Below are 21,133 nucleotides of genomic sequence, written 5' to 3' on the forward strand. Positions count from 1 at the left end.
CGTCATGGAACATTACATTAGTCTTTTAGTTAAATCGATTTTCATCGAAAACATGGCGCTGTCTTTTTTCTTAGGTATGTGTACGTTTCTAGCGGTATCTAAGAAAGTAAAGACCTCGTTTGGTCTAGGTGTGGCCGTTGTTGTGGTGCTAACCATCGCGGTTCCAGTAAACAACTTGGTTTACACACACATTCTAAAAGAGAATGCGTTAATTGAAGGTGTCGACCTTAGCTTCCTAAACTTTATCGCATTTATCGGTGTTATTGCTGCACTTGTACAAATCCTCGAAATGATACTAGATCGTTTCTTCCCGCCTTTGTACAACGCATTAGGTATCTTTCTACCGTTGATCACAGTTAACTGTGCGATCTTTGGTGGGGTATCATTTATGGTGACTCGTGACTACAACTTTGCTGAATCTCTCGTATATGGTTTTGGCTCTGGTGTGGGTTGGATGTTAGCTATAATCGCATTAGCGGGTATCCGTGAGAAAATGAAGTATTCAGATGTGCCTCCTGGCCTTCGTGGCTTAGGCATTACGTTCATCACTGTTGGTCTTATGGCGTTAGGCTTCATGTCTTTCTCTGGTGTTCAACTGTAAGTCGGGTAAACCGCACAATTAATAAGGAATAGTCAATGGACATTATTCTTGGTGTCGTGATGTTTACTCTGATTGTACTGGCTTTGGTTTTAGTGATTTTATTCGCTAAATCTAAACTGGTACCAACAGGTGACATTACAATCGCTGTAAACGATAACCCTGAGTTGTCGATCGTGACACAGCCTGGTGGCAAACTACTAACAGCACTTGCAGGTGCGGGCGTATTCGTCTCTTCTGCTTGTGGTGGTGGTGGCTCTTGTGGCCAGTGTCGCGTAAAAGTTAAATCAGGTGGTGGTGACATTCTACCAACTGAGCTTGACCATATTACTAAAGGTGAAGCACGTGAAGGTGAGCGTCTTGCATGTCAAGTTGCAATGAAAACGGACATGGATATCGAACTTCCTGAAGAAATCTTTGGCGTTAAGAAGTGGGAATGTTCAGTTATCTCTAACGATAACAAAGCGACATTCATCAAAGAGCTTAAGCTACAAATACCAGATGGTGAATCAGTACCTTTCCGTGCTGGTGGTTACATTCAGATTGAAGCTCCTGCTCACCATGTGAAATACGCAGATTACGATATTCCTGAGGAATACCGTGAAGATTGGGATAAGTTCAACCTTTTCCGTTACGAGTCTAAAGTAACGGAAGAGACGATTCGTGCATATTCAATGGCTAACTACCCAGAAGAGCACGGCATCATCATGTTGAACGTTCGTATTGCAACTCCGCCACCGAACAACCCAGACGTAGCTCCTGGCATCATGTCATCGTTCATCTGGTCTCTAAAAGAAGGCGACAAATGTACTATCTCTGGTCCATTTGGTGAGTTCTTTGCGAAAGACACTGACGCTGAAATGGTATTCGTTGGTGGTGGTGCGGGTATGGCGCCAATGCGCTCTCATATCTTCGACCAGCTAAAACGTCTAAACTCTAAGCGTAAGATGTCATTCTGGTATGGTGCACGTTCTAAGCGTGAAATGTTCTACGTAGAAGACTTCGACGGCCTAGCGGCTGATAACGATAACTTCGTATGGCATTGTGCTCTGTCAGATCCACTTCCAGAAGATAACTGGGATGGTTACACAGGCTTTATTCACAACGTTCTTTACGAGAACTACCTACGTGATCATGAAGCGCCAGAAGATTGTGAGTACTACATGTGTGGTCCACCGATGATGAATGCTGCTGTTATCGGTATGCTGAAAGACCTCGGTGTAGAGGATGAAAACATCCTACTTGATGACTTTGGTGGTTAATTCCGCTAAGCAGTAAAACCTATGGCTAGCTCCTACGAGCTAGCCATTGTTTTTTGTAGGGCTCAACGATATTCAACTATTGGCATTTGGGCTGGCCTTTGTATTACTGATCCGAGTTGATATAGATAAAAGGTTGCTGATTAATCGATCTGTTTTCTATATTAATTTTGATAATTTAGGAGTAAGCAAGTGAAAAAATGGCTTGTTATATTAGCTTCTGTTTTGGTTCTGGCAGGCTGTGAAAAGTCTTCCGATCAAATCCATTTAAGTGGCCCTACGATGGGGACAACGTACAATATTAAATACATTGAGCAGGAGGACCTTCCATCACCGGAAGTGCTTCAAGCTGAAATTGATCGACTTCTTGAGCAAGTGAACGATCAAATGTCGACGTATCGTAAAGACTCGGAGCTGAGTCGCTTTAATCAACATCAAACTAGTGAGCCATTTGAAGTGTCCTTACAAACGGCGACGGTAGTAAAAGAAGCGATTCGTCTTAATACAATTACATTAGGTGCACTGGACGTGACAGTTGGTCCATTAGTGAACCTTTGGGGCTTTGGACCAGAAGCGCGTCCAGAAGTTGTACCTACAAAGGAAGAGTTAGCTGCTCGAAAAGCTAATACAGGAATTAAGCACCTCTCTATTGAGGGCAATAAAATGGTGAAAGATATTCCAAACCTGTATGTTGATCTTTCAACCATAGCTAAAGGTTGGGGAGTTGATGTGGTTGCAGACTATTTGCAATCGGAAGGTATTCAAAACTACATGGTTGAAGTTGGCGGTGAAATGCGCTTGAAAGGGATTAATCGTGAAGGCGTACCATGGCGTATCGCAATCGAAAAGCCAACAGTAGATGAGCGTTCTATCCAAGAAATCATTGAACCTGGTAATATGGCGATTGCCACTAGTGGTGATTATCGTAATTACTTTGAAAGCAAAGGTGTGCGATACTCTCACATTATTAACCCTCAAACAGGGCAACCGATCAATCACAAAGTGGTTTCGGTAACCGTTCTGGATAAGTCTTCAATGACGGCCGATGGCCTTGCAACCGGCTTGATGGTCTTGGGTGAAGAAAAAGGCATGGAAGTAGCGAATCAACATAATATTGCTGCTTTCATGATAGTGAAAACGGATAATGGTTTTCAAGAACTGGCTTCAGAGGCCTATCAGCCATTCATGAACCAACAACAATAGAGAGCATGTCTTTATGAGTACATTCCTAATCACTTTTGCAGTCTTTTTATGTGTGATTACAGCCATGGCTGTTGGATACATTTTTCAGAAAAAGGTCGTAAAAGGCAGTTGTGGTGGTCTTGGTGCGGTTGGTATTGATAAAGTATGTAATTGTCCTGAACCTTGTGATGCACGAAAAAAGCGAGAAGCTCGTGAAGCTGCTCGTGCAGAGAAGCTCGCAGCTTGGGATAAAGATCGTATTATGTAAGTATAAGTACCGAGCATAGACAACTTTCAAATAAAAATCCTTAAGCCAACCAGCTTGAGGATTTTTTGCATCTAAATAACCTCACATTCACTTTAGCATTATTTTTTGTAAAATTCGTTCTATAATAATATAAGCCCAAATAGTGTCAATTAGCGTAAAATTTGGCAATGAATAGAGCATATTATCTGAGTTTAAATAGCAATATCGGTCAGGACTCAAGATACTTGATGAATTAAAATACTTCCTTGCTCAACCTACTGTTTCGCACCTGATATTTATGTATGAATTTAGGTTCTTGGGTTAATTGTTATTTATATAAAGTCAATTTTTTCACTTCATGATCTGAGTTAAATAGAGGCATTTGAAAGACTTTACATTTGGCCCAACACATCAATGCAGTATATGAATAATGGTTTTTATTGCTATGAATACGACCCATCAAAATTTATTAATGTACTTTTTTTTTGGAAGGTTGAGTGATGAAAATTTTCTGTAGTGATTACTGCATGTAAATTTCAGTTTTGAATATGCTCTTAATACGGATGTTTTTAGCTACTTAAGCGTTATTACTTACTTGGTGGACATAAATTAGTAGAGAGCTTTTCATTTGCTTTGTGTTTTATTACAAAGCCACTTTTATTAGCTTAAACATTAGTCTAGCTTAACTTTTTGCTCCATTTTTTGCTCTTGTTATTCATCTAATTTCGTATTGATTAATATTAGGTTGGAAAATAATAGTAACTGCTTTTTAAGTGAGACTAAACGTAATGGTATTATTAACTTAAACTATAAACAAGTTACTTAAACATGGCTGAAAGTGATGGATTAATCCTAGACTATTTTCTTAATTAATGTGTGGCTATTATTTTAACTATAATTAATTCTAATTGAGTTAAAGTGAGCCTCCACGTTTAGGTCTAAAAAATAAACTAATACTATTTTCGGGAGAAAATGATGCCTAAAATCTCTGAACTTATGGTTGTCATAGGAATGACGATGTTGTTAAGTGCTTGCGATGATAGCCAGCAAACTCAGGAACAAGCTGGCCAAGCTCAAGCCGTACCTGTTGAGTCTATGTTGATAAATGTTCAAAATATGGACATATCTGAACCATATTCAGGAAGAACAGTGGCTTATCGAATCGCAGAAGTCCGCCCTCAAGTTGATGGAATAATTACTAAGCGTCTTTTTGAGGAAGGTGCTGATGTGAAAGAGGGGCAAGTTTTATATCAAATTGAGTCTTCCTCTTATCAAGCTAAATTAGATAAGGCTAAAGGTGATCTGCAATATGCAAAAGAGCAATTACGCCTAAATAAGCGTTTAGCACAACGTTACAAAGCTTTGCATGCTAGCCGTGCAATCAGTAAAGAAAAATATGATGAAGCTGACTCTAACTATCGGCTATCGTTAGCCAATGTTGAGATTAATAAATCTTTAGTGAAATCAGCTCAAATTAACTTGGATCACACCCAAATCAAAGCACCAATTTCGGGTCGTATTGGTAAATCATTCTTTTCCGAAGGTGCGCTTGTGACCAATGCACAGAGTAATTATCTTGCCTCTATACAACAGCTTTCACCATTATATGTTGAATTTCCTATGACCAGTCAGGAAGCACTGTCCTTACGTAGCAATGTGAGTGAAAAGTCTTCAGCGCAAGATAGTGTGAAACTTATGTTAGATAACGGTGTTGAAATTGAATCTCCTGCAAAGTTGCAATTTGCAGACATGTCAGTAAATAAAAACACGGATACAGTGACTGTGCGCCTTGAGATACCAAACTCTCAGGCATCTTTATTACCAAACATGTATTTACGTGCAGAGATCAAGACAAAAGCAGATGTTGATGGGGTGCTAGTACCACAAAAAGCTTTAAAGCATAACCCGAAAGGTGAGGCATCGGTTATGGTGATTAACGCTGAAAATAAAGTAGAAGTACGTCCAGTAACCACTAAGCAAATGATTGGTAACCAATGGCTTATCACGAAAGGTTTAACTGATGGCGATCAGGTTATTACCGTTGGCTTACAAAAAATTCGTCCGGGCGCATTGGTTGATGCAACCAATGTTAACGATCCACAAACCAATAAGTAGAGAAATTATATGGCTCGTTTCTTTATCGATCGCCCTATTTTTGCTTGGGTGATCGCGATAATTGTGATGCTCGCTGGTATCCTGTCTATTATCAAGCTGCCAGTATCTCAATATCCTAATATTGCTCCACCGACTATTGTGATCAGCGCCATGTATCCAGGTGCTGATGCAAAAACAATGGAAGATACGGTGACTCAAGTCATTGAGCAACGTATGACTGGTATTGACCACTTACGCTATTTGTCATCAAGCAGTGATGGCTCTGGTATGGTAACTATTACTTTAACCTTTAATGCGGAAGCTGATGCAGATATTGCTCAAGTGCAAGTTCAAAATAAACTGCAATCTGCAATGCCTTTGTTACCAATGGAAGTGCAGCAACAAGGGGTTAAAGTCAATAAATCCAGTGGGTCCTTTTTAATGGTAGTTGGCTTGTATTCGCCAGATAACTCAATGGAACAAACTGATATCGGTGACTATATCAGTTCTAATATATCTGACCAATTAAGCCGAACTTCTGGAGTGGGTGAGATTGTGGTGTTTGGCAATCAATATGCGATGCGAATTTGGCTTGACCCTAATAAGTTAACCAAATATAGCTTAACCAGTATTGATGTTGTTGACGCAATTAAGAATCAAAATGTTCAAATTTCTGCTGGTCAGTTAGGTGCCTCTCCGTCTATACAAGGCCAGCAGCTTAATGCAACGGTATCAGCGCAAAGTCGCTTTCAAACAGTTGAGGAATTTGAGCAGATTACTCTCAAATCAGATGACTCTGGAGCATCAGTTACTCTAGCTGATGTGGCTCGTGTTGAGCTTGGTGCGGAAAACTATTTAGCTAAAGTACTTTATAACGGCAAACCAGCAACTGGTGTGGGAATCAAAATGGCTGCCGGTGCCAATGCTCTGGAAACCACAGCAGCTGTAAAAGCTAAAGTTGAGGAGCTCAAGCCTTTTTTCCCGGAAGGATTAGAAGCAGTTTATCCTTATGACACGGCACCATTTGTTGAAAAGTCAATCGAAGGTGTTGTGCACACTCTTTTTGAAGCAGTCATACTAGTATTTTGTATCATGTATCTGTTTCTACAGAATTTCCGCGCAACATTAATTCCAACTATTGCTGTGCCTGTAGTACTTTTAGGGACATTTGCGATTTTATCTCTTGCAGGTTTCTCTATCAATATGCTGACCATGTTTGCAATGGTTTTAGCGATTGGTTTGCTGGTTGATGATGCTATCGTTGTTGTGGAAAACGTAGAAAGGATCATGCATGAGGAAGGGCTGAATGCTATTGAAGCAACTCGTAAATCGATGGATCAAATTACTAGTGCTTTAGTGGGTATTGGACTAACTCTATCAGCAGTTTTCGTTCCAATGGCATTTATGTCAGGCTCGACAGGGGTTATTTATCGTCAGTTTTCAATCACTATTGTTACTGCTATGGCTCTTTCGGTATTTGTCGCCCTGATACTAACTCCAGCTTTATGTGCGACGATGCTTAAGCCCGTGAATCATGGCGAATCAAAAGGTTTCTTTGGTTGGTTTAACCGTAGTTTTGATCGCTTTACTCAGCGCTATGAGTCCGGTGTTGCATCGATGATCAAGCGTTCTGTCAGAGTAATGTTGATCTTTTTAGCACTTTCTGTAGCAGTTGGTTGGATGTTTACTAAAATGCCAACTTCGTTTTTACCAGAAGAAGATCAAGGCATCTTGTTTGGTATGACTGTGTTACCTGAAAACTCAACGTTAGATCAGACTCAAAAAGTGATGGATAAAGTTAATGACTTCTACCTTGAACAAGAGAAAGATACCGTAGAAAGTATTTTTACAGTTTCTGGCATGAGTATGGGTGGTGCTGTTGGTCAAAATATGGGGTTATATTTTGTTAGCTTAAAAGATTGGTCTGAACGTACGGAACCAGGCACAGATGTAAAATCTGTCGTTGGTCGTTCTATGGCGTACTTCCAACAAATACATGAAGCTCTTGCTTATGCAGTCATTCCTCCAGCAGTTTTAGAGCTAGGTGCATCAAGTGGTTTTAATTTTTATCTGCAGGATAAAAGTGGCCAAGGACATGAAAAGCTAATTGAAGCAAGAAATCAGTTGTTGGATATGGCGGGTCAAAACCCTAATCTTGTTGCTGTACGCCCAACGGGTTTGCCAGATACACCTGCCTATCAGATCAATATAGATCAGGCAAAAGTAAATGCCTTGGGTATTAATATACAAGATGTGAATCAAATTTTAACAACAGCTTGGGGAAGCTCTTACGTTAATGACTTTATAGATCGTGGTCGTGTTAAGAAAGTATTAATTCAGGGGGATGCTCAGTATCGTATGAAGCCAAGCGATCTTGATACTTGGCATGTACGAAATAACAAAGGTGAAATGGTACCATTCTCTGCTTTTGCCTCCGGTGAATGGCATAATGTGGCCCCAATTTTAGAGCGTTTTAATGGTGTATCCTCTGTGAATATCAGTGGTGAAGTTGTTCCTGGCTATAGTACTGGCCAAGCAATGTTGGATATTGAAGAAATGGTTAAGCAATTACCACCTGGCTTTGGTGTTAAATGGAATGGCTTATCTTATGAAGAACGTCTATCCGGTAACCAAGGGCCAGTCATTTATACGCTTTCTGTCCTAGTAGTATTCCTTGTATTGGCGGCGTTATATGAAAGTTGGTCGGTACCATTTGCGGTTATTTTAGTCGTGCCATTAGGGGTTTTAGGCTCAGTTCTTGCTATGAGTGGTCGTTTTATGGCAAACGATATATTCTTCCAAGTTGGTTTATTAACTACAGTGGGACTTGCAACTAAGAATGCCATTTTGATCGTTGAATTCGCCAAAGAATACTACGAAAAAGGAGCCGGACTAGTTGAAGCAACGTTGCATGCAGTGCGTGTTCGTTTACGTCCTATTATCATGACGTCATTAGCATTTGGTCTCGGTGTTTTACCACTTGCGATCAGTACTGGTGTTGGCTCTGGTGGTAAGAATGCGATCGGTACTGCGGTTCTTGGGGGGATGCTAAGTTCGACCTTCTTGGGCATTTTCTTTATTCCAGTATTCTTTGTTATTGTGGAACGTATTTTTACCCGCAAAAAGAAGCTGAAAGATGAAGTTAGCACAAGTACCGAAATAACGAAGTAAATCAAACTGACGCAACAAAGAGTTGATGTTGCAATAAATAACGCTGCGGTTACGTAGCGTTATTTTTTATTTAAGTCTATATATTCATTATCTTACAATTGACTTAGAGATATATTGTTATCTCGATATAATTGGCAATGATTTGGATATACCCTCAGGCTTAAACTTGCGCTATACTGTTTTTTTGAACAGTATTTTGTGTATCAGGCGTGCAGGAACAAGTCAGAAAAATCATTCATGTTGATATGGATTGCTTTTATGCCGCAGTCGAAATGCGTGACAATCCGAGTCTATGTGGCATCCCCCTTGCCGTAGGAGGGAATGAAAAACAACGGGGTGTGGTTAGTACGTGTAACTATGAAGCTCGAAAGTTTGGTATACGCAGTGCTATGCCAACAGCTAGGGCACGACAGCTGTGTCCTAATTTGCAAGTTGTCCCCGGTCGCATGGCAGTTTACAAGCAAGTTTCTCAACAAATCAGAGCGATTTTTGAACGTTATACTCTCATTATTGAACCTCTGTCTCTGGATGAAGCGTATTTGGATGTGACACACTCGATGGCTTGTCGAGGTTCGGCGACTTTGATTGCGGAATCGATTCGCGCTGATATCCAACGTGAGCTAGGATTGACTGCTTCAGCTGGTGTTGCCCCGATTAAGTTCTTAGCTAAAGTGGCTTCTGATATGAATAAGCCTAATGGACAGTTTGTTATCCCTCCGGATAGGGTACAAGAAGTCGTAGATAAGCTTCCATTAGAGAAAATCCCTGGGGTAGGTAAAGTCAGTTTAGAGAAGCTTCATAAAGCGGGCTTTTACCTTTGTGAAGACATTAAAAATGCCGATTATCGTGAGCTATTGCGTCAGTTTGGTCGTCAAGGTGCATCGCTGTGGAAGCGCAGTCATGGTATTGATGAGCGAACAGTTGAGGTTGAACGCGAACGTAAATCAGTCGGTGTTGAGCGTACTTTTAGCAAAAATATTAAGACCTATGACCAATGTTGGCAGGTGATTGAAGACAAACTGTACCCCGAACTGAAACTGCGCTTAGAAAAAGTCAGTCCGAGTAAGAGCATTATAAAACAAGGAATTAAGGTTAAGTTTGCTGATTTTCAATTAACCACGATTGAGCATGTGCATCCAGAGCTTGAGCTAGAAGATTTTAAAATTCTGCTTAGTACTATTTTGCAACGACAAAAGGGCCGAGAAATTCGTCTATTGGGCTTAAGTGTGATGCTTAAACCCGAAGAGCAGGCAAAACAACTCAGTTTCTTTTAGGTTCGGGCTGTTTCGACTTGTTGTATTACTTGTTCGAAAGAGACGTTAGCCATGCTCCCGTAGCCTTTTAATTTATTAGCCTTGAGCTTCGTGATCATGGGGGTACTAATGCCGCAAAGGAAGCGTGCTACCGTAGCATGACTGATGGTCGTAGGAGAGAGCTCAGTATACTCATTAATCCAAGCGGCTAAATCGGTCGTTGAGGGCAGTTCAAGTTGTGGATGTGGGAAAGAAGCGACTTGTCCTCGACATACGGAGCAATGACCACACTTCGATGGTGCATTATGGTCAGCAAAATAGTGAGCAAGTTGATGGCTCAAACACGTTGAGGATTGGAATAGAGCCAACATAGCGTGGATACGGTCAATATCTTTCTTTTCTTTGGCCTGAAACAGTGAAACCAGATGTTGGCTAAGATCAGTAGTGGGCTTAACATCAGATTGAACTGAGTATACGTCGGTTAGCTGTTTGCTTTCTAGTTCGACCCAACCGCGTTGATGAAAATAATCTAACGCAGTAATAACGCGACTTCGCTCTGCTTGAAATTGTTCCCACAAAGCATTCATGTCAACTTGGCACCAAACCTTTGCTTTGGCTGAACAATGAAAGATGGATTCAACAAAGTGGCGACGTTCTCCTTCAAATTGATGGACAATAAATGACTCTTCACGAAGGAACTTAAAGCGATATTCTGCAAAATAGCTGTATTTTGCCCGTATCACTTGTGCCAGTTCAAGGTAGACTAATAATGTCTTGAGGGGTAATTGTCTAATGTTACTGTCGCGCGATAAGCGCTGTGTCATCACTTCCCACTGGTTAGGGTGCTGATTGATTTGTTCTAAGACGAAGTCGATCGAACTGGGTTCTGGCGTATCCCCATAAACAAAGTTTTCTAATACGGTTAAACCTGCAGTGTTACCCAACAGAATACACTCTGAGCGCAGCCCATCGCGTCCAGCTCGACCAATTTCTTGAGCGTAGTTCTCGATCGATTTGGGTAAATCAAAATGAATGACTCGGCGGATATCGGCTTTATCGACGCCCATCCCAAAGGCGATGGTTGCGACAATACAGTCAATTTGGTTGGTCATAAATTGTTGTTGAATTTTTCCCCGTATTTCGTGCTTCATTCCTGCATGGTAGGCATGAGCACTGATGCCTAAATGGATCAGGAAACTGGCTATTTGTTCTGCGGTTTGTTGTTGTGTCACATAAACAATCGAAGGAAGCTTGGGGTCGCCTGTGATCAATTCACCAAGTCGAGTTTGCTTGTGAGCTTCTTCACATGGTATGACAGATATATCTAAATTTGACCGATAGAAACCGGTTATGGTCATATGTTCACTGGCGATATGAAACTTTTGCTGCATATCCTTGATCACATCGGGTGTAGCGGTTGCGGTGAGCAGTAACGCTTGCGGAATGTTTAACTCTTGCTGATATTGAGGCAATTTAAGGTAGTCTGGGCGAAAGTTATGCCCCCATTCAGATATGCAGTGTGCCTCATCAACAACCATCAAGGAGATGGGAACTTGGCGGATAAATTGACGAAAGCGCTCATTCTTAAGCCTCTCGACTGAAATCATCAGAATTTTTATCTGTCCTTTTTTCACCGCTTGCATAATTTGCTGCGTTTCTTCTCTACTTTGCGCACTTTCAATCGCAGCAGCGGCAATTCCACGGCTTTGTAAGAATTGTAATTGATCCTTCATTAAGGCCAGTAGTGGTGAAATGACCAAGGTTAAATCGGGCAGATGGAGAGCAGGCAACTGATAGCAAAGAGATTTCCCTGAGCCAGTAGGGAAAATAGCCGCAGCGGAGTGCCCGTTCATGACTGCTTCAATAACCGACTCTTGTCCTTTTTTAAGTGAATCGAAACCAAAAGTAGACTGGAGAGTCTGAAGGAGTGGGTTACTTTGCATTGTAAGGCAGCCTTAGTTTAATGGTAAACTTTGATACATTAACACAGATTTACTGCGGAACGCGTTTCTAAAAAGTATGAATAAAGTCGAGCTAGTGCAAAAAATTATTCAACACCTTGAGCATAAGCGGCAGGTTACTTACGCTTCGACTCAGCGTGCTGTTGATGCAGCAACAAATGAAGAAACAGTCCCTGAGCATAAATACGATACGCTTGCACTAGAAGCGGCTTATCTTGCTCATGGTCAAGCAATGCGCTTACATGAAAATGAAGAAGAACTTCGCCAGTACCGTGCATTATCGGTGCGCTCATTTACTGATTTGGCCGTTTCTGTTGGAGCTTATGTTGAGCTACAAGATGAAGACAATTGCGAAAAAGTATTTTTTATAGGACCATGTGCGGGTGGTTTGAAAGTTGAGCATGAAGAGAAAACCGTATTTGTGCTTACGCCTCATTCGCCGCTTGGCCGTGCTTTGATGGGCAAACGCGAAAGTGATGAGTTTGAAGTGAATATAGCAGGCGATGTCCAGTTCTATGAATTAATTAAGGTTTGCTAAATATACCCAAGTGACTTCATGATGTTTTATTCAGAGCGAGGTCACTGAGTTGAATTCAAGGAAGACAACGAAGCGGAATAGCAGGCTCTTTCCAAGTAGTCTGACGTAAGAAGCCTGCTCAGTGACACGCTCCCAAAGGGCGAGCGTCCCTAGCTCTAAGACTTTGTTAACGATTCTCAATGTAGAACCACTATATCTTCGAATCATTGCCGCGCCTAGAGCTTAGGCCGACTCGCTGAACATGCATCTTGAGGTTACTTGGGTATAGTTATTATGCTGTTTCATGATAGTGATAAGCGGCGAATGAAAGCAGTGTCCAGGTGAGCGTTTACGACCTTGGGTATACACAAATCAGTGTAGCGGTATCATTTAGGAGTGGATCTTGTTGAGCTTGCTTTAATGTGCCACTCCTCTAAAACAAAGAGAAATGAATGAATGAATAAATTACTTCCCCTTTCTTTATTGATGTTTAGTGCAAGTGGTTTAACCGCCCAGTGCCATGTGGATATTAAAAATGAAGTCCGTTTAGATGGTCAAGCGTTAGAGATCACTAAGACCAATGGTGAGAAAGTTAGAGTGGATAACAACGATGATTTGCTCATTGATGGTAAATTGATCACTTTAAATGAAAGCCAGAAAGAAGCGATAAAAAGCTATCGTGAAAAGCTCAATTCGTATATTCCTCAAGCGAAACATCTCGCTGATGAAAGTCTTGCATTAGCTAATGATATTATCGACGACATTGCACAGAGTATCGATTCCCCGGCTGCTTTTGATAACGTTAAAGTAGCCGCAAACAAGTTCTTTAAGGATGTGGAAGCGCGTTATTTTAAAGACGGTGACTTTATCCTTCCTGCTGAAAGCTTTGATTCGATGATGCAATCTTGGTCAAAGGATTTAGAGAAGGCTCAAGCGTTGTTTAGCAGTGAGTTTCTGGGCAGTGCATTTGAAGCGCTATCGGTGAAAATGAAAGAAGATGGCGGTCTTAATTTAACAGAGTTGTCCAAAAGCTTGTCTTCTTTACAAGCAAAAGTAGAGCAAAGGTTATCGGAACATTCAAAAGAAATGGAGCAGAAAGCAAAAAGCTTGTGTGATTCACTTGATGGTATCGCAGAACAAGAGCAGGAGCTACACAAGAAAATACCAGAACTGAAAAACTATCAAGTTTTCATAATCTAGTTCTGTATCGGTTAATCCCATTTTCAAAACATCCACCCAAGTGACTTAAAAGCGCTTGATTCAGAGCGATATCACTGAGTTTAAGCAAAGAGCGCCAATGATTCGGCGCTCTTTTTTGTTTCGTGGTTATCTACAAGAGTTATTACTCTTTCAATGGCCGTTCGTATTAGTCTTGGGCATTCATTTGAGTGAGCTTATCACCGACAGGCTGTGAAAAATTAAACCCATCATGCTCATCCCAATTAATGGACCATGTCATAACCCCAGCATAATTTGGATAGTTAAACGCGGGTTTCACCGTGCCACATGACGTACCTTTGGTTAAACAATCTAGCGCATCGAGAATATTTTGAATAGGAGCTTGGCCTGAGTTGGCTGAGCTTGGGCCAGATGGCAAGCCAATGGCTACTTGGTCATCACGCAATGGTTCAAACATGGTACCATCTGCCAACTCAAAGCCTTCGATTAACATTTTTGATTGGGCAACCATCATATCTACAGAACCTTCAGGTGCTGAGCCTGACAAATATGGGTTAGGTAGTCCGCCATTGTTGTAAAGTTGAACGTGAAGCAGATCGAGCGTGCTGCGTGTTTCGTTAATTAGAGGAATGTAGGCGCCCCAAATACCACTGTAAGCCACATAACCACCTTGTACATAAGGATGTTCTGGTGCCATTGTTAGGTACATATCACCGCCCATGTTTTGCTCAATTTGCAGTAAAGCTCGGCCAAGACGGGCTTGAATCTGAGAACCGTGCAGAAGGTTTGAACCACTCTCTAGATCGACATCCAAACCATCAAAGCCCCATTCTGCAATAATATTGGTCAGACTTGAGATGAATTTTTCTTCATCTTGATCGGTATTTAAGGTAATGGTTCCCTCTGCGCCACCAAGAGATAACACAAACTTTTTGCCTTTGGCTTGGAGTGCGGCCATATCTTGCTTAAATTGCGTAGGATCTAATGCTGGGCAATCACTATAGATATCACCAGAATAGAGATTGAAGTGCACCGTGCCATCACTATTACGGTCATTTTCTGCAAAGGCGATATCAATGACATCCCAAGCATCTGACATATCGGCTAATCGCATAGGGCAGCCAGCACCGTTGACAAAGTTGTGCCAGTAGCCGATCAGTTTATGGCGTTTCTCGGTTTGTTCAACCACCGTCAATGAAACAGCATCGGAGAGGGCAGTTGTATCAGCAAGATCGGTTGCTTGAGCACTTACTGTAAAGCTCCCAATAGCGGCGGGTGTCCAATTGGCTGAGTATGGCGCTGTTGTATCGGTTGCGATGATTGTCCCATTGACCAAAAAGTCGACGTGTTTAATACCAGAAGTCAGCGAGGTTGCGTCAGCGCTCAGAGCAAGATTTTTGCCCAAGCCCACTGTTTGGCCTGCACTTGGTGATGTTAATGAAATCACTAAGTCTTGGTCACTGACCGTCACGTTAACTAAAGATTCTGATGTGTTATTGTCATTGTCTGTTGCTACGGCTTTTAGTTGATTTTCACCAACTCGCGTTGCATTCCAAGTGACCGAATAGGGGGCTTGAGAGGCGACCCCTAGGCTTGAATTATTTGCAAAAAACTCAACTTGAGTGATATGGCCATCGGCATCCTGAGCATCGGCAGTCAGTTCAGTGCTTGTACCTGCCAGCAAGATTTGTCCTGCTGTGGGTGAAGTCATGGTCACTTCTGGTGGGGTTGTGCACGCCCCTAGGCCTGTCCAAGCGTCTTGCCAATGCATACCAACACCTGGTTCATAAGCCCAAGCGGCACCAGAAGAACACCAGCCAGCGATGTCGCAGCGGTATTTTTGGTTGAGGTTTGACACCAACGTTCCTGCTTCATATCGATTGCCTGAAGTGTAGGGGACAGCATCGCTGCAGCCACGAGAGTTTACCTCAGCTACGACGAGTGAGACTTCTTGGCTAAAGGTCGATAGCTGAGAGTCATCGGTTGCCTGTGCTTTAATTTGATGATTACCAGCTTGAGCTGTCCATAGAAATTCGTATGGAGCATCAGTATCAATAGCAATGGATTGATTATTAACAAAAAACTTCACTTGTGTTACTAAGCCATCTAAGTCATCAGCTTGCGCAGTTAGTAAAATAATATCTCCTGCTATTGGTGCCTCACTGCTCGTAGGGTTAGTTAGAGAGATGCTTGGAGGAAGTAATTCAGTTTGTGGTTGAACTTCAATAGCAATATAGGCTTTGGTCATTGAGCCTCGGTCATCTGTCGCTATTGCCGTTAATTGAGAGATGCCTTCGATGGCTGTCCAGTCAACACTAAAAGGGGCTTTAGTTACAACTGCAATCGACTGCTGGGCAGCTAAAAACTCTACTTGAGTGATTTGACCATCTTTGTCATCGGCATCGACGAGCAGCGTAATTAAGCTGCCTTCAGGAACAATGGCGTTGTTGGTTGGAGAGGAAAAAGAAACGCTCGGCGGGAGGTTTCCGCCTATGTCATCACATTGGCCAAGATTTTTCCATTCGCCCCATTGCTCTGAATGTTCGACAGGATTTTTGCCCTTGGTCCAGTGTGCTGCTTCATAAGCATTATCCTGTATTTGAACTTTATCGCCAGAAGTATAAATCTCAACTTTATCCCAATAAGGTAATGTGTCACAGGGATAGGCATGGACTTGGTAACTGGCGCTCAGTGCCGCAATTATCGCACCGTGCAAGAACGTTAATTTCATTTTTCTCTCCCGAGCCAGTATGAGGCTCAATAACATCAAACAAACAAATAAATCGCTCAAGATAATTGCACATGGCAGGATAATATTGGAGTTAATAAAAGTATCACTATGATGAAATTGTTTGTTTTGAACCGCTCATCACACTGGGAATTAGAGGGTTGTTATCTTTGCGGATTTTTCTTAGGTTAGAGTCACATTTGCTAGTTAACCTCCATCGCTGAGAAGAAAAGAATGAATTTAGATAGCTAGGCAGTAACGTTTGATGGATTAAAACGATAATGAAGAATTAGCCACTATACTCAAGTAACCTCACTCGCCCTGAATCAAGCATCTTGAGGTTACTTGGGTATATATAGTTGCGGCTTTATTGATATTACTGTACCGTACTAGCCAACTAGTTCACTGATGTGTATAAGTGGTATGACACAACAAACTTCTTCTCAGCCTCGTGAGCATTTTGGCTCACGTCTTGGATTTATTTTAGCAGCAGCAGGCGCCGCAGTTGGTTTGGGTAATATTTGGGGCTTTCCTACCCAAACCGCAAGCAATGGTGGTGGTGCCTTCTTATTGGTTTACTTAATATTGATCCTTATTGTTGCCTTCCCGATGCTGGTGGTTGAAATGGCCATTGGTCGCCATGGTCAAGCTAACCCAGTCGACAGTATGCGTTCTCTGACGAACAATGCTGTAGGCAAAAAGCTTGGTGGTTTCGTTGGCTGGATAGGCTTAAGCGTACCGAGTGCAGTGCTAGCTTTCTACTCGATAGTTGGTGGTTGGCTAATTTGCTTTATGTTGAGTGCCATTACTGATCTTATGGGGATGGAAACGACAACACAGTGGTTAAAAGGTTTCAGTGTTGAACGTAATGTATTTGGCACAATAAGCTTTTATGTCCTGACTATTTTGATTGTTCAAGGTGGTGTGAAGCAAGGAATAGAGAAGTGGTCTACACGTCTAATGCCTGCTCTTTTTGTACTATTTGCTTTGTTGTTTGCTTATATCATGACACAAAACGGTGCAATGGAAGGTTTGAAGCACTACCTAGTACCTGATTTCGAAAAAATATGGGATCGTAAGCTTATCCTAGCCGCGATGGGACAAGGCTTCTTCTCTCTGACCATCGGTGGCTGTTCGATGCTTATCTATGGCTCTTACCTGAGTAAGAAAGAGAACCTACCGAAGATGGCGATGAACGTAACGATAGTCGATACTGCTGTTGCCTTTATTGCTGGTCTAGTGGTGATGCCAGCGATGTTCGTTGCAATGCAAAAAGGTGTTCAAATCTATGCAGAAGATGGCTCACTATTAAGTTCAGACACCTTGGTATTTACTGTTCTACCACTGATGTTTGATAGCCTGGGTGTGCTTGGGCAAATCTTTTCCATTGTGTTCTTCTTACTATTGACGATTGCGGCCCTAACATCTTCAATCTCGATGCTTGAATGTCCGGTGGCGCTAGTTGGTGAACGATTTAATACCAAGCGAAGCACAACAAGCTGGGCACTGGGTGGCTTAATTGCATTATTCAGTATCGTTATTATCTTTAACTTTGGATCACTTTTTGGCATGGTTGCAACTATCGCGACCCAGTACCTACAACCTATAGCGGCATTACTGTTCTGTCTATTCGGCGGCTGGGTATGGAACCGTCACTCGAGAATCAAAGAGCTTGAACAAGGTTGTCCTGAGTTTACTCAAGGCTGGTTTGGGAAAGTCTGGCCAGTATATGTAAAGTTCGTTTGTCCGATTTTGGTCGCGACAGTTATCTGGGCTTCCTTCGGCTAAGAAGCTGACTCGGTATATAAAAGACAAGGGCTTGATAATTCATCAAGCCCTTTTTTCTATTCGCTTTATACGTTATACGTCACGATTAACGGAACTGACCTGCCTCAGGTAAAAAATCAAACCCTGCTGTTGCAAGCTTTTCTTCAAGGGCAGTACGTTCAATATCAAAAAATGCAGCCAATTTATCCAGATCGCCACTGAAGTCGTCACGTAACTTCATATTGACGATACTCATCAGCATAATGGGATCCATAGACTCAAAGTTAGCCAGATTCATCATTTATCCTCAAAATCAGAAATTAGTAAATTTGCCGCAGCAAAGGCAGCTTTTTCACGAACGTCTCTGGATAGAGAGCTGTCAGCTGCAACATCGTTTAGTGCTTTCACTGCACATGAGATTGCGTGAGGAATATAAGCTTGATCACCACTACCGATTTGAGCATAGAGCCCACGTACCAAATCACAACAGCTGTATACTTGCATGGTTAAACCTTCAGTTCGTGTTTACTGTTGCCAAATATACACATAGCTGTTTTGAAACTCAAAGGAGTTACTTGCTCTAGCTTCAAATTTACGAATAATCTGAGCAAACAGATATCACTCTAATTGTGCTTCTAATTGTGAGGTAACGCCTGGAGCAAGGTTCAGCTGTTTTGCAAGCTCTTGTAAGTAAGCTTTCTCCATAAAATTCTGCTCATCGACTACAATAAGTGACGCTAGATAAATTTCTGATGCTTGCTGAGGGGAGCTTGCAAGTCGTGCGATTTCTGCAGGATCGAGAGGTTTGTGTAGTTCTTGATCAATTAATTCCCTTACGTCATTATCTACGCCCATTTCTGTCAAGGCTTGTTCGATGCGAGCCATTTCTTGTTCATCAACATGGCCATCGGCTTTAGCTGCACCCACCATAGCTTTGAGGATTAGCTTAGAATGATTTTTATCATTAGGATCGAAAGATTCATTAGTTACTTGGGTATCTTGCTTTGCTTGCCAATCGTTATAGACTTTATAGGCCATTGCCCCTAATGCAGCGGCTCCGCCTAACTTGAGAGCCCCAGAACCCACTTTTTTTGCCATCTTTTTGCTTTTCTTCGAGCCTATTAGTATGCCAATAAGCCCGCCACCAATTGCGCCAGCACCAAGTGTTTTTAACTGGTTCGAATTTGATGAAGATTTGATATTGCTAGTTTGTTTACCAAGCGCGTCAGCACCTTGTTTAAATAGGTCTGATTTGAGTGCTTGGTTAAGAAGACTTTTTAGATCCATGGGTGACCTCCTCATGAGTTTCAATCCAGTATAATTTGATAAATCTGAACCAAAGATTAACGATGTGGAATGTTGTAGGCTTCCTTAAAGTAAAAAGGGTTGACCGAAACCAACCCTTTTCATCGTTATGCATTCAGCACTATGTGTTCTGTGCAGCTTACTGAAGTTGAGCCTTAATGTGTTCAATGATGTCTGCCATAGCAACAGCTGTCTTCTCACCAGAGCGGCGGTTCTTGTACTCGAAGTTACCTTCTTTCATTGAACGATCACCGATCACGATAGTGTGAGGAATACCGATAAGCTCCATATCAGAGAACATTACACCCGGGCGCTCTTTACGGTCATCGAATAGTACTTCGATACCCATAGCTGTCAGTTCAGCGTACAGCTTCTCAGCTGCTTCTTTCACTTCTTCTGACTTGTGCATGTTCATAGGAACGATAGCTACTTGGAAAGGGGCTAGTGCGTCAGGCCAGATGATGCCGTATTTGTCGTGGTTCTGCTCGATTGCAGAAGCAACAACACGTGATACACCGATACCATAACAACCCATCTCTAGGATGACATTCTTACCGTCAGGTCCAAGCACACCACAGTTCATTGCTTCTGAGTAAGCTTTACCTAGTTGGAAGATGTGACCAACTTCGATACCACGTTTAAGCATTAGCGTACCTTGACCACATGGGCTTGGATCGCCTTCTACTACGTTACGTAGGTCTTCAACTTGGCCTAGCTCAACGTCACGGCCCCAGTTGATACCGAAGTAGTGTTTGTCATCAATGTTAGCGCCTGCGCCGAAGTCGCTCATTACAGCTACTGTGCGGTCAACAATGAATGGCAGTTCAAGGTTTACTGGGCCTAGAGAGCCAGGACCTGCGCCAATCAGTGCACGAATTTCTTCTTCTGTAGCCATCTCTAGAGGAGCAGCAACTTGAGGAAGGTTTTCCGCTTTTACTTCGTTCAGTTCGTGGTCGCCACGGATGATAAGCGCGATGATATCTGCGTCTACTTCATCAGATGCTTTAACGAAGAGTGTTTTAACGGTTTTCTCGATAGGCATGTCGAACTGTTCAACAAGCTCAGCGATTGTTTTCGCGTTTGGCGTATCAACTAGCGTCATCTCTTGAGTTGGTTCAGCACGCTCACTTGAAGGCACTGCCGCTTCTGCTTTTTCGATGTTCGCTGCGTAATCAGACTCAGTAGAGAATGCGATTAGGTCTTCGCCGCTTTCAGCGAGTACGTGGAACTCTTGAGAGCCGCTACCACCGATAGCGCCAGAATCAGCAAGTACTGGACGGTACTCAAGACCCATGCGATCGAATGCTTTACAGTAAGCATCGTGCATCGCTTGGTAAGATTTCTCTAGACCTTCTTTGTCGATGTCGAAACTGTATGCGTCCATCATGCAGAATTCACGCGCACGCATGACGCCGAAACGTGGGCGACGCTCATCACGGAATTTAGTTTGGATTTGGTACAGGTTTAGCGGAAGCTGCTTGTAAGAGCTCACTTCGTTACGCACAAGGCTAGTGATCACTTCTTCAGCGGTAGGGCTAAGAACAAACGGACGAGTATGACGGTCAGTAAAGCGAAGTAGCTCAGGACCCATCTTCTCAGAACGGCCTGTCTCTTCCCATAGTTCAAACGGCTGAACAACGGGCATCAAAGTTTCGACTGCACCTGCATTGTCGATTTCTTGACGAACGATGTTTTCGACTTTACGCAGCACACGTAGACCAGTAGGCAGCCAGGTATAAAGACCTGAAGCCAGCTTACGGATCATACCCGCGCGAAGCATAAGCTGATGGCTTACTACTTCTGCGTCGTTTGGAGTCTCCTTCAGAGTAGAAAGAAGATAATTACTGGTACGCATTAAATTTATCCGTTTAT

The 21,133-nt window shown here is 42.4% G+C and carries 17 protein-coding genes; 10 read left to right on the plus strand and 7 right to left on the minus strand.

The window, feature by feature from the left end; genetic code table 11:
• The first annotated feature begins 4 nt into the window (after positions 1 to 4).
• The 7 genes from nqrE to dinB all read left to right on the plus strand — a co-directional run bounded on the left by nqrE (position 5) and on the right by dinB (position 9,825).
• Positions 5 to 601: an NADH:ubiquinone reductase (Na(+)-transporting) subunit E gene (gene nqrE, locus VSA01S_RS00770; RefSeq protein ID WP_039979531.1), complete on the plus strand. Its 597-nt coding sequence runs from the start codon at positions 5 to 7 to the stop codon at positions 599 to 601.
• 35 nt (positions 602 to 636) lie between these two features.
• Entirely contained in the window at positions 637 to 1,860 is a 1,224-nt protein-coding gene (nqrF, locus tag VSA01S_RS00775; RefSeq protein ID WP_039979532.1) for an NADH:ubiquinone reductase (Na(+)-transporting) subunit F, read from the plus strand.
• A gap of 189 nt (positions 1,861 to 2,049) precedes the next feature.
• On the plus strand, positions 2,050 to 3,060 hold the full coding sequence (locus VSA01S_RS00780) for an FAD:protein FMN transferase (protein ID WP_039979533.1): 1,011 nt from the start codon (positions 2,050 to 2,052) through the stop codon (positions 3,058 to 3,060).
• A 13-nt stretch (positions 3,061 to 3,073) separates the two neighbouring features.
• On the plus strand, positions 3,074 to 3,307 hold the full coding sequence (nqrM, locus tag VSA01S_RS00785) for a (Na+)-NQR maturation NqrM (protein WP_039979534.1): 234 nt from the start codon (positions 3,074 to 3,076) through the stop codon (positions 3,305 to 3,307).
• Positions 3,308 to 4,258: 951 nt separating this feature from the next.
• A complete protein-coding gene (locus tag VSA01S_RS00790) occupies positions 4,259 to 5,401 on the plus strand; it encodes an efflux RND transporter periplasmic adaptor subunit (RefSeq protein WP_083932205.1) in 1,143 nt (380 codons plus the stop codon).
• Positions 5,402 to 5,410: 9 nt separating this feature from the next.
• Positions 5,411 to 8,551 (plus strand): efflux RND transporter permease subunit, encoded by a 3,141-nt coding sequence (locus tag VSA01S_RS00795; protein WP_039979536.1) that lies wholly within the window; start codon positions 5,411 to 5,413, stop codon positions 8,549 to 8,551.
• Positions 8,552 to 8,760: 209 nt separating this feature from the next.
• Complete coding sequence (dinB, locus tag VSA01S_RS00800; RefSeq protein ID WP_039979537.1) at positions 8,761 to 9,825, plus strand: DNA polymerase IV; 1,065 nt, start codon at positions 8,761 to 8,763, stop codon at positions 9,823 to 9,825.
• On the opposite strand, the gene VSA01S_RS00805 is transcribed toward dinB, so the two are convergent.
• On the minus strand, positions 9,822 to 11,747 hold the full coding sequence (locus tag VSA01S_RS00805; RefSeq protein ID WP_039979538.1) for a RecQ family ATP-dependent DNA helicase: 1,926 nt from the start codon (positions 11,745 to 11,747) through the stop codon (positions 9,822 to 9,824). The two genes, dinB and VSA01S_RS00805, sit on opposite strands and share 4 nt — an antisense overlap.
• Before the next feature lie 76 nt (positions 11,748 to 11,823).
• Here VSA01S_RS00805 and VSA01S_RS00810 point away from each other — a divergent pair, with 76 nt between their 5' ends.
• The gene (locus VSA01S_RS00810) at positions 11,824 to 12,303 is read left to right on the plus strand and encodes a GreA/GreB family elongation factor (RefSeq protein ID WP_039979539.1); all 480 of its coding nucleotides are present in this window, start codon (positions 11,824 to 11,826) and stop codon (positions 12,301 to 12,303) included.
• A 30-nt stretch (positions 12,304 to 12,333) separates the two neighbouring features.
• Here VSA01S_RS00810 and VSA01S_RS19895 read toward each other — a convergent pair whose 3' ends face one another.
• Positions 12,334 to 12,510 (minus strand): hypothetical protein, encoded by a 177-nt coding sequence (locus VSA01S_RS19895; protein WP_158000756.1) that lies wholly within the window; start codon positions 12,508 to 12,510, stop codon positions 12,334 to 12,336.
• 228 nt (positions 12,511 to 12,738) lie between these two features.
• On the opposite strand from VSA01S_RS19895, the gene VSA01S_RS00815 reads away from it, so the two are divergent.
• Positions 12,739 to 13,482, plus strand: coding sequence for a YggN family protein (locus VSA01S_RS00815; protein ID WP_039979540.1), 744 nt, complete (start codon positions 12,739 to 12,741; stop codon positions 13,480 to 13,482).
• A 166-nt stretch (positions 13,483 to 13,648) separates the two neighbouring features.
• Here the strand turns inward: VSA01S_RS00815 and VSA01S_RS00820 are convergent, their stop codons facing one another.
• Positions 13,649 to 16,192, minus strand: coding sequence for an Ig-like domain-containing protein (locus VSA01S_RS00820; RefSeq protein ID WP_039979541.1), 2,544 nt, complete (start codon positions 16,190 to 16,192; stop codon positions 13,649 to 13,651).
• 420 nt (positions 16,193 to 16,612) lie between these two features.
• Here VSA01S_RS00820 and VSA01S_RS00825 point away from each other — a divergent pair, with 420 nt between their 5' ends.
• Positions 16,613 to 17,977 carry a sodium-dependent transporter gene (locus tag VSA01S_RS00825; RefSeq protein WP_039979542.1) on the plus strand — a complete coding sequence of 455 codons (1,365 nt, stop codon included), beginning with the start codon at positions 16,613 to 16,615 and terminating at the stop codon, positions 17,975 to 17,977.
• An 85-nt stretch (positions 17,978 to 18,062) separates the two neighbouring features.
• On the opposite strand, the gene VSA01S_RS00830 is transcribed toward VSA01S_RS00825, so the two are convergent.
• The 4 genes from VSA01S_RS00830 to VSA01S_RS00845 form a co-directional block, all read right to left on the minus strand.
• Positions 18,063 to 18,254 carry a DUF4250 domain-containing protein gene (locus VSA01S_RS00830; RefSeq protein ID WP_039979543.1) on the minus strand — a complete coding sequence of 64 codons (192 nt, stop codon included), beginning with the start codon at positions 18,252 to 18,254 and terminating at the stop codon, positions 18,063 to 18,065.
• Positions 18,254 to 18,460 carry a YaeP family protein gene (locus tag VSA01S_RS00835; protein ID WP_039979544.1) on the minus strand — a complete coding sequence of 69 codons (207 nt, stop codon included), beginning with the start codon at positions 18,458 to 18,460 and terminating at the stop codon, positions 18,254 to 18,256. Before VSA01S_RS00835 ends, VSA01S_RS00830 begins: the two co-directional genes overlap by 1 nt.
• Before the next feature lie 114 nt (positions 18,461 to 18,574).
• Positions 18,575 to 19,243, minus strand: a complete 669-nt coding sequence (locus VSA01S_RS00840; RefSeq protein ID WP_039979545.1) for a tellurite resistance TerB family protein — start codon at positions 19,241 to 19,243, stop codon at positions 18,575 to 18,577.
• A 157-nt stretch (positions 19,244 to 19,400) separates the two neighbouring features.
• Positions 19,401 to 21,116 carry a proline--tRNA ligase gene (locus VSA01S_RS00845; protein ID WP_039979546.1) on the minus strand — a complete coding sequence of 572 codons (1,716 nt, stop codon included), beginning with the start codon at positions 21,114 to 21,116 and terminating at the stop codon, positions 19,401 to 19,403.
• Positions 21,117 to 21,133 lie beyond the last annotated feature (17 nt).

It is taken from the genome of Vibrio sagamiensis NBRC 104589, from assembly GCF_007990935.1.
Lineage (GTDB): Bacteria > Pseudomonadota > Gammaproteobacteria > Enterobacterales > Vibrionaceae > Vibrio > Vibrio sagamiensis.

What these genes read in the sequence shown, in the direction of transcription:
- nqrE (WP_039979531.1), top strand. Translation starts at nt 5, where the DNA reads ATGGAACATTACATTAGTCTTTTAGTTAAATCGATTTTCATCGAAAAC.
- nqrF (WP_039979532.1), top strand. Translation starts at nt 637, where the DNA reads ATGGACATTATTCTTGGTGTCGTGATGTTTACTCTGATTGTACTGGCT.
- nqrM (WP_039979534.1), top strand. Translation starts at nt 3,074, where the DNA reads ATGAGTACATTCCTAATCACTTTTGCAGTCTTTTTATGTGTGATTACA.
- VSA01S_RS00790 (WP_083932205.1), top strand. Translation starts at nt 4,259, where the DNA reads ATGATGCCTAAAATCTCTGAACTTATGGTTGTCATAGGAATGACGATG.
- VSA01S_RS00795 (WP_039979536.1), top strand. Translation starts at nt 5,411, where the DNA reads ATGGCTCGTTTCTTTATCGATCGCCCTATTTTTGCTTGGGTGATCGCG.
- VSA01S_RS00805 (WP_039979538.1), bottom strand. Translation starts at nt 11,747, where the DNA reads ATGCAAAGTAACCCACTCCTTCAGACTCTCCAGTCTACTTTTGGTTTC.
- VSA01S_RS00810 (WP_039979539.1), top strand. Translation starts at nt 11,824, where the DNA reads ATGAATAAAGTCGAGCTAGTGCAAAAAATTATTCAACACCTTGAGCAT.
- VSA01S_RS19895 (WP_158000756.1), bottom strand. Translation starts at nt 12,510, where the DNA reads ATGATTCGAAGATATAGTGGTTCTACATTGAGAATCGTTAACAAAGTC.
- VSA01S_RS00815 (WP_039979540.1), top strand. Translation starts at nt 12,739, where the DNA reads ATGAATAAATTACTTCCCCTTTCTTTATTGATGTTTAGTGCAAGTGGT.
- VSA01S_RS00820 (WP_039979541.1), bottom strand. Translation starts at nt 16,192, where the DNA reads ATGAAATTAACGTTCTTGCACGGTGCGATAATTGCGGCACTGAGCGCC.
- VSA01S_RS00825 (WP_039979542.1), top strand. Translation starts at nt 16,613, where the DNA reads ATGACACAACAAACTTCTTCTCAGCCTCGTGAGCATTTTGGCTCACGT.
- VSA01S_RS00830 (WP_039979543.1), bottom strand. Translation starts at nt 18,254, where the DNA reads ATGAATCTGGCTAACTTTGAGTCTATGGATCCCATTATGCTGATGAGT.
- VSA01S_RS00835 (WP_039979544.1), bottom strand. Translation starts at nt 18,460, where the DNA reads ATGCAAGTATACAGCTGTTGTGATTTGGTACGTGGGCTCTATGCTCAA.
- VSA01S_RS00840 (WP_039979545.1), bottom strand. Translation starts at nt 19,243, where the DNA reads ATGGATCTAAAAAGTCTTCTTAACCAAGCACTCAAATCAGACCTATTT.
- VSA01S_RS00845 (WP_039979546.1), bottom strand. Translation starts at nt 21,116, where the DNA reads ATGCGTACCAGTAATTATCTTCTTTCTACTCTGAAGGAGACTCCAAAC.